Origin of the sequence: Staphylococcus sp. HMSC070D05, assembly GCF_001815595.1 — a bacterium.
GTDB lineage: Bacteria > Bacillota > Bacilli > Staphylococcales > Staphylococcaceae > Staphylococcus > Staphylococcus hominis.
The window spans coordinates 1-8,985 of the sequence record NZ_KV821128.1 but is presented as its reverse complement, the minus strand read 5'-3'; the positions used below and the strand labels follow the sequence as shown (position 1 = coordinate 8,985).

The 8,985-nt window shown below is 25.8% G+C and carries 6 protein-coding genes; all 6 read left to right on the top strand.

Annotation, left to right across the window (positions count from 1 at the left end):
- Positions 1-106 precede the first annotated feature (106 nt).
- The 6 genes from HMPREF3046_RS05695 (at position 107) to HMPREF3046_RS05670 (ending at position 8,769) form a co-directional block, all read left to right on the top strand.
- A complete protein-coding gene (locus tag HMPREF3046_RS05695; protein ID WP_037552487.1) occupies positions 107-1,180 on the top strand; it encodes a hypothetical protein in 1,074 nt (357 codons plus the stop codon).
- A gap of 34 nt (positions 1,181-1,214) precedes the next feature.
- A complete protein-coding gene (locus HMPREF3046_RS05690) occupies positions 1,215-1,964 on the top strand; it encodes a hypothetical protein (protein WP_070717376.1) in 750 nt (249 codons plus the stop codon).
- Between the two features lie 41 nt (positions 1,965-2,005).
- Positions 2,006-2,983 carry a DUF1002 domain-containing protein gene (locus tag HMPREF3046_RS05685; RefSeq protein WP_037552483.1) on the top strand — a complete coding sequence of 326 codons (978 nt, stop codon included), beginning with the start codon at positions 2,006-2,008 and terminating at the stop codon, positions 2,981-2,983.
- A 293-nt stretch (positions 2,984-3,276) separates the two neighbouring features.
- Positions 3,277-5,151: a DUF6270 domain-containing protein gene (locus HMPREF3046_RS05680; protein ID WP_017175159.1), complete on the top strand. Its 1,875-nt coding sequence runs from the start codon at positions 3,277-3,279 to the stop codon at positions 5,149-5,151.
- Between the two features lie 15 nt (positions 5,152-5,166).
- Positions 5,167-6,492, top strand: a complete 1,326-nt coding sequence (locus HMPREF3046_RS05675) for a glycosyltransferase family 2 protein (protein ID WP_037552481.1) — start codon at positions 5,167-5,169, stop codon at positions 6,490-6,492.
- 3 nt (positions 6,493-6,495) lie between these two features.
- The gene (locus HMPREF3046_RS05670) at positions 6,496-8,769 is read left to right on the top strand and encodes a bifunctional glycosyltransferase/CDP-glycerol:glycerophosphate glycerophosphotransferase (RefSeq protein WP_037552480.1); all 2,274 of its coding nucleotides are present in this window, start codon (positions 6,496-6,498) and stop codon (positions 8,767-8,769) included.
- Positions 8,770-8,985 lie beyond the last annotated feature (216 nt).

Below are 8,985 nucleotides of genomic sequence, written 5' to 3'. Positions count from 1 at the left end.
CTATATTTTTTTACTTTGCAACAGAACCTTTTAATTTTATTGTATTTGATAACGCTTTATTTTTTGATAGCATGGAAAGTGAGTTTTATATCAGGGAGATGTATGAATGAAATTTAGAAAATTAGGGATGTTAGGTTTGTCTTCTTTTATTATTTTAAGTGCTTGTGGTCAAAATACAGACAATAATCATAAAAAAGACAGTGATCAAACACAGGAAAGGGATAAAAAATCAGATGAAACTGAAAAGCAATCAAATGATGAAGTAGCAGAAAACAATCAAAATACAAAGCATCAACCTCAAGGTGAGTCTAATGCTGCAGAAGCAACAAATGAAGCAAATAGCCAAAATAGCAGAACTATAACAATTGATGAAGCAAAATCTATCGCTTTTAACTCCGAAGATATACTTAATTTCACTAAAAATAAAGATAATCTGATTTACAATAAAGATAAAAGTAATAATGATGAAATTTTTATTGAAACGCCTTTTGGTGGTATAAACGAATCTGTTAAGCACCACCCAATTATAGATAGAAATACAGGAGAAATCATCAAAACAGGTGGTGCTATCACCTCCCCAGATGGACCTATAAAAGCTGAAAATGGATACATAGACAAAGATATCTATAATTCAACTGCTAATTTTTACAATACTTACGTATACAAAAAAGGAATGCCTAAGTTTGAAACTGCTACGTCTAATGTTCCAGAACAAAAATATAAAGAACTTTCAAACATCGTAGGTAATTATTGGCAAAAAGAACAAGGATATGACAATGAGTCAAATCAATCAACATCAAATAACAACCAGTCTCAAAATGAAAAAGAGAATAATCAAACAAGTGATGATAGTAAACAATCAACGAAAAAAGATGCAAAAGTTGACCAAAACCGAGAGAACATTGAAACAAATAATGATGAATCCAATCAAAAACAAAATAATGAAGAACAGCAAGAAAATAGTAACGAGGAAGGTTCACAAAATGAGGAACGTGAGGATCCAAATCAACAAATAGAACAACCATCTAGCGAGGATAAGCAAAATCCAGATGCAACACAAGAAAATAACAACCAAAACAATGATGAAAATACTGATGTTAACAACTTTGAAAATGAACAATCTCAAGAAGTAGAATCAAAAAGTTCAGGAAATGACAAAGAAACCTCAAACGCTTCGTAATTATAAAAACATTATTATCAAAAGGAGTCTTTAATTGGTTAGTGTTACACAAAGAATTTCACAAGTTAAACAACCTCGTGGTGGATATTTAAACAGAAAATCATTTGAAGTTAAGCAACTAGAACCAGAAACATTTATAGATACAAAAAATGAAAATATAGCACCTCAAACAATTGGTTTAGTCGTAGACTACCTTACTCGTATGGTTATAAATCAAGACAAAGAAAAATCATTTGCCATATCGTTAACTGGCGCAAAATTAGCTGGGGAATTACAAACAGCCGAATCATTGTTAAAAGATATTAATGATAATGATGATCTATCTATTATTAAAGCATGTCAATTGGTAAATTACGATATGGTATATAGAGCAGGAAGCATGCCTAAAGAATTTAAAATTCCAGATCAAGACACAATTAATAATATAAAATCACTTATAAACAGAAGTCTTTCATTTTTTAATCAAATTGGTGAAGTTAAAATGGATGGTTTCACATTTGAGGGTGGTTATACAAGCATTATTGATACTGGAGATGGCGACTTTCTAACTGAAGATACTTTGTGGGATTTTAAAGTTTCAAAACAACTACCACAGAAAAACAGTACGCTTCAATTAGTGATATATTATTTAATGGGTAAGACATCTCAAAAGCCTACCTTTGAGAATATACGTTACATTGGTATTTATAATCCAAGATTCAACCAAATTTATAAATATGATATGACACAGGCTGATTCAGAAATGATTGAAACAATCCAAAAACGTGTTATTGGATACGATTAATATAAATATATGAAACATTTTAAGGGATGGTGTATTTGAAAATGAAAAAAACAATAACTAGTTTAGCAGTAGCTACATTGTTGTTATCAGCTTCAGGTGTTGTTAAAGCAGCTGAGAATAAAGAAGATTGGGATGAACCTGTTTTTATTAAAGGTGCCGACTTAGAAGGGCAAGATTTACAACAAACTGAAAATGATTTAGGCGTTGATGATAACTATGAAACTTATAGTGTTAACGTCAATGATGTGAGTAACTACATCCCAAACAGTAGTAATCTAAGTTATATTTATTCAAGTGCAACAATTGAACATAAAAAATGGGGTAAGGGTGTTGATGTGAAAATTGATACACCAGATAACATTACAAAAGTGACATCTGAACAATATCAAAATGCTGCAATTACGGCAGGAATTAAAAATGCAGAAATACATATAGCTTCTGTAGAACCAGTAACGGGTGAAGGTGCTTTAGCAGGTATTTACAAAGCGTATGAAGAAAAAGGTAACGACCTAAACACTGAAGATATTCAAAATTCAAATCAAGAAATGAGTGATTTAGGTACAATTTCGGAAGAAAATAAAGGTAAAGATGGGTATTCAGATGAAGCTTTGAATGCTTCTATAGCAGATATTAAAGAACAACTTGCCGATATTAAACAAAATCAAGATAAACAAATCACACAACAACAAGTTGAAGACACTGTTAATAAAGTCCTCGATGAGCGTGGGTTATCAGAGATATTATCAGATAATCAAATTCAAATGATTAATAATAATATGATTAATGTGGCAAACTCTAATGCCTTAACTTCCGATCCAAAAGCATTCAAACAAAATGCTAAAGATGTATTAAAAAATATTGAAAAAAACTCAGATGATTTATTGAATAAAGCGAAGGATAAAGCCAAAGATTTGAATACAGAAGAAAATAGAAATCTCCTTCAACGCATATGGGATGGTATTGTGGAAATTATTCAATCTATCATTCAATTTTTCTCTAATCTGTTAAATAAATTATAAAGTTGTTTAAAAAAGAGAGGACACAATTTGTCTTCTCTTTTTTTAGCAATATCACTAATAAGGGGAAGCATATCATAAATGATGCGGTTTTTTAGATTTATATTTTCAAAGATAGATATATAGTATAAATAAATTTAATTTTTAAAAAAATAATCAAAAATGATAAATTCAATGTAACTAAAACAACTAAAAAACAAAAAAATAATATATGCATACAATTGGATTTTGTAGTATTATACTATTATATTAAATTGATTTCATTATATATATAATTCATATAGGAGTGTGGTGAGGTGAATAAAGTTAAAGTAAAGTCTATTAAAAATGAAAAATCGGGATGGTTTTTTATAACAAATAAAGAAGAATTAATTTTTAGTGCGCAGAAAATTTTTAATTTTAGTTTCCCTGCTATCCCTTCTATAGATTTAAAATTGCACAAATATAAAGAATTAGAGGAAGTAAATATTTATTATCTGCCAATAGAACCTCTGTTCGATAGAGAAATTAGTAGAAAACAAGAATGGAAAATTTCTAGTAATTTAGAACTTGATAACAATTTATATGGTGAATATGAAATAGAGACAAACGGTCTTTATAATACGATATTAAAGATTGAGTATGAAAAAATGAGTATAGTTGTATCACCAAAACTAATAAAGCCAATGTTACAATCAGAAAATTTTAATGAGTATTTAATTTTAGATGTTGATGACAATGAACACGATTTTGATAAGGAACTAGTCATTAAAAAGAGACCATTACCAAAATTATGGCACTTTCATACTTATGTTGTTAAATCAACTCATTTTAAAACTGACAAATGGGATTTAAGAGAAGAGATTAACAAATTAGACATAATTTCAGAAAATCTAGATATTTGGGATGTTTTTATAAGATATAAAATTAATAATCAAATCTCAGATAAATACTTATTGGTAAATGATTCTTTTGATAAAAAAATATTTACTAATAATGGAGTTAATTTTATATTTTATAAAACTAAAAGTAATAGTTTAGCTATTAAAGTTCGAAAAAATAATTATTTAATTCAGGGAAAATTAGATGATATTACAGAAACAAAAGAAAATTTAATTTTTAAATACAAAAATGTCACATTGAATAAATTTATTGTGAAAGAAAAAACAAATAAAATAGTACCGCAAATTTTTGAATTTTCGTTTAAAGATAATAGTATAAATAAAAATATAATATTGGAAAAACTTCCAGATTTAGATGCTGATTATGATTTATTTTTAGAAAATGATTCTGTAGAAAATAAATTAAAAAATATAAATACTAAAATTAATTTTTCATCTAAAAATAAAGAAGTTGAAATATTTGAGAATAATAAAAATGAGTTAGTATTAAAAGTTAAGGAAAGAAGTAGTAATAAAATACGTATTGCTGTATTAGGATCCTGTTATTCAAGGAATATGTTTAATTCTGGTGAATATTTTAATCCAAATTATAAAGACGTATATGATGTTGTTTTTACACAATTTCATAGTTCAGTTACTTCAGCTGTATCATCTCCTGTAAATTTGAATTATAGTAGTGAAAAATATATAAAAGATTCCCAATTGCAGTATGTAAAGAGAGATTTTCAAAAAAATATTTTTAATGAGTTAAGTAGAGTAAATTGTCAGTATATAATAATTGACTTTTTTGTAGATGCAACGCAACCGCTTATAAAAACTAATGATAATAATTATGTGTCTGGAAATTTACACCTTAGAGAAACAAAATTATTAAAGTGTTGGAAGGATATAGATTTTATAAGACAAGTGGAAAATGAAGAATATTTTATTAAATGGAAAGAAGATTTAAATATATATATGGATAACATCTCAAAAATAGTTCCTTTAGAAAAAATAATCTTAGTTAAAGGTAGATCAGCTTATGCATATAAAGATAAATTCGGTAACAGACATAATGTTAAAAACCCTAAATTATCAATTCAACAAAATTATTTTTGGGAGCGAATGAACAATCATTTCTTAAAATCTTATCCTAGAGTAAAGGTTATAGATATGACAGAAGACTTTTGGATTGCTGATTTTAAACACCCTTTTGGTGCTTCTTTAGTTCATTATTCGAGTGAATTTTATAAAGAAGAATTTAATAGGCTCAACAAAATTATTTTAAAAGATCTTCTGGCTAATAAGTAGAAAGGTTTTAATAAAATGTTTTCTGTAATTATACCTGTACATAATAGTTGGAAAACTATTGATAGAACGATAAATAAAACTTTAAATTCCTTTATAGACATAAATGATGAAATAATTTTAGTTAACGATAATAGTAATGAGTGTACTATACAAAAACTAAATCATTATTCTAAATATCCTAATATTCGAGTTATAAATAATTCGGGAGTAGGGGTAAGTGATGCAAGAAATAGTGGAATAGAAATAATAAATAAAAAAAATGAATTTGTGACATTCATTGATGATTCTGATTGGGTGAGTCAATACTTTTTTTGTGAAGCTAAAAATTTTTTTCAGAAAGAGAAAGAGATTGATATAGTTTTTACACCTATAAAAATTTTTAAAGAAGGAAAAATTTATGAACATACGATGAATGATAAATTCAAATTCCAAGGGAATATTATAAATATATTTAAAAACTATCAATTTGTCCAATATCATATAGGTGGGGTAATATTCAGAAGCTCAATATTAAAAAAAGAAAATTATCGCTTTGATAATACTATTGATTATTGGGAAGATGCAAAAATAATAAATACAATTTTATTAAACAAGCAAAAATATGGGGTGTTAAAAAATTCAACTTATTTTTATGATAGAAATGACCCTAACTCTTTAAGTAACAAAGCTTGGTTGAATAAAAATAGGTACTTAAATCATTTGAAAGATAATTATATGTATTTAATTAATCAATCTAAATATAAATATGGATATGTAATAAATTATATTCAATATTTAATTACAAAACACTATTTAAACTATTTGTATTACGATAATCAAAACAAAATATTGGAACACAATGATAAAGAATTTGATGAGTTTAAAAAAGCATCACAATTAGTATTTAAAAATATAGATAAGAAGATCATAGATTTACAACCAGTTCCAGAAGTGTATAAAAACTATTTATATCAATTAAAAAATTCAACTTATTTTTGGGAAAAAAATATAAATCATATTCATGTTTATATACATTCAATTTCAATTATAAAAAGGAACATTGTTTTTTCGTTCTCCGATAATAGTTTTTTTATATCAGAAGATTCAAATATACATATAAAATTTAAAGGGAAAAAACTTTATAAACCTAAATTAAAATTAGTGAGAAATCATTTGATTTTTGGGAAGAAAGTGAATGATTTTAGTAGACAAATATTTAATGTAACTATTCCGGTAAAGTTCTTTTTTCATGATGCTATTTTTGTAATTGAAGATAAAAATAATAAAATAATCTTAAATATAAAATCGAAATCAATTGTTAAGAGAATATTAAAAAGAAAAAATAAATCGAGGGGTTATTAATTAATGGATAAAAAATATGAAGTTACTATAATTATACCTGTGTATAACGCTGAGGAGTACATTATTAATACATTAAACTCAGTAGAAAACCAAAATTTTAATAAGAATGTTGAAGTTTTGATAATTAATGACGGTTCGGAAGATAATTCCATTAATATAATTGAAAATTTTATTTCAAATTCAAGTAATAGCTATATAGACTATAAGCTATATGATGATGGGATAAATAAAGGGCAAGGAGCACGAAGAAATTTCGGTATAGAAATTGCTAAAGGAGAATCGATATTATTCTTAGATTCTGATGATTATTTAGTTGAGGATGCTTTAAAGATAGCTCATTGGAGATTGATGGCTGTTCCCGATAATAGTTTTGCAATTTTTGAGTGGGCATATTATTACCCTGAAACAGGTGAAACCAAATATATAAATAAAGAGCAATATAATAAAAAAAATGCGTTGTATAGGGAAACTTGTGAGTTATTATTAGCATGTACTACATATTTTTCGGTTAATAAACTTTATAAAAAAGAATTTTTAATAGATCATGATATCAGATTTGGGGAAGGGTATTTATATGAAGACTTCGAATTTTATGTAAAAAGTGTACTAAGGTCAGTTCGAGTACCAGTGATTTCTAACATATTATATAAAGTCAGAGTTCATGATAACTCTTCTACAAAATCTGATGGAAAAACTTTAAAGCATAGAGATTCATTTTTAGTTGCTATAGAAAGAGCATTGAAAAATTTATATGAAACAGGTTATCGCCATCATTTTACGCCGTATCATGTAGTAAAATATTTTCTACATCGATGTCTATTGTATTCTGAAAACCGTTTACCTAAAAGAAAAAATATTAGAAAAAAATTTATATATGATACTATGCAAATTCTAAATGATTATCTACATATGGTTACTGTACCTAATCATGTAATTCCACTTTATGATTATGCTTTTAATAAACACTTGATAAGAGAATTAAAGGTGAAAAAAATGCAAAAAATATTTCGCTTACATAGGGAGAATTTATTGAATCATTATGCAAACAGAAAAACTTTGAAAGCTAATAAAAAGCATAATTTAAAGCATAGAGTAAAAAATAATTATTATTTAGAACCATTATTATTTTTTACTAGAAGAAAAGTTCATAAACACAGAAAAAAACAAAGAGATAGACAACTGAAGAAATATTTAGATTTAAATATAAATAATGAAACTATTTTAATGTTAGGGTTTGATTATCAATATAGAGGAAATTCCAAATATCTTTTTAATTATTTGCAACAAAAGTTTTCATCAAATCAATTAAAAATAGTATCCTTTGATAAAAATATAAATGAAGAGTATAGAATAACTCCAAGAAGCGATGAATTTTATAAATACTTATATACTAGTAAAGTAATAATTGGTGAATCGTGGATTCCATTAGCATTCAAAAAGCGAGATGGACAAGTTTGGATTCAATTATGGCATGGTACTCCTTTTAAAAGGATGCTTTTTGATTCAAATGAATTTAAAATGCTTTCCTTAAACCCTAGTCATAAAACAAATAAAAAGTCTGATATTGATCGTTGGGATTATTTATTAGCAGATTCTAGTAAAGCTGTAGACAAATTTATTACATCTTATGATATAGATCGAAACAAAATTATTAATTTTGGGTATCCGAGAAATGAATGGTTAGTAAAAAATTTAAACAATAAAGAATTAATAAGAAACTTTAAGTTGAAAAATAATATTCCTTTAGATAAAAAAATAATATTATATGCGCCAACATGGAGAGATTATAACTATCTTACTCCTGAAAGTAGAAAGGACACTAGTTATATAGCTGATTTTAATAAGTTATTAAAAAATTTAGACGATGAATACATAATCATAAATAAAGCGCATCCAATGGATAAACAACCGAGCTGGAATAATGGTATAAGAAATGTATTAACAGTTAATAATAATGTAGATAGCCAAGAATTAATTTTGATTTCCGATATAATAGTAACTGATTTCTCTTCAATAATTTTTGATGCAGTACATATAAATAAACCATTTTATTTATTAATAAAGGATTTCAATAAATATATAAATACTAGGGGTGTTTACATGGATATGTATAACTCTCTTTTACCTCTAGTATCTAATAGTGAAATCGCATTAGCTAATAATATAAATAAAAATAAATTTAATGACTTCAACATACCAGAATCTTATAAAAATTCTGAAATAAGAAATGCTAATGTTAATATTGAAGCTATAATAAAAGAAAGTTTTATTAATTAAATAAAAATTCAATAAATATATAAATAATTTAAAAAATAGAATTATTGTAATTATAGCAATAATTCTATTTTTTAATCTCTAAAGAGGTATATTGATTTAACAAGTAACTGGTAACATTTGAATGCGTGTGATTTTTTTTACTATTAATACACTAAAATGAATATATGAGTTATTTTTATGCTACAAAATATATTCAGATTTCAATAATGACATAAA

What these genes read in the sequence shown, in the direction of transcription:
- HMPREF3046_RS05695 (WP_037552487.1), top strand. Translation starts at nt 107, where the DNA reads ATGAAATTTAGAAAATTAGGGATGTTAGGTTTGTCTTCTTTTATTATT.
- HMPREF3046_RS05685 (WP_037552483.1), top strand. Translation starts at nt 2,006, where the DNA reads ATGAAAAAAACAATAACTAGTTTAGCAGTAGCTACATTGTTGTTATCA.
- HMPREF3046_RS05675 (WP_037552481.1), top strand. Translation starts at nt 5,167, where the DNA reads ATGTTTTCTGTAATTATACCTGTACATAATAGTTGGAAAACTATTGAT.
- HMPREF3046_RS05670 (WP_037552480.1), top strand. Translation starts at nt 6,496, where the DNA reads ATGGATAAAAAATATGAAGTTACTATAATTATACCTGTGTATAACGCT.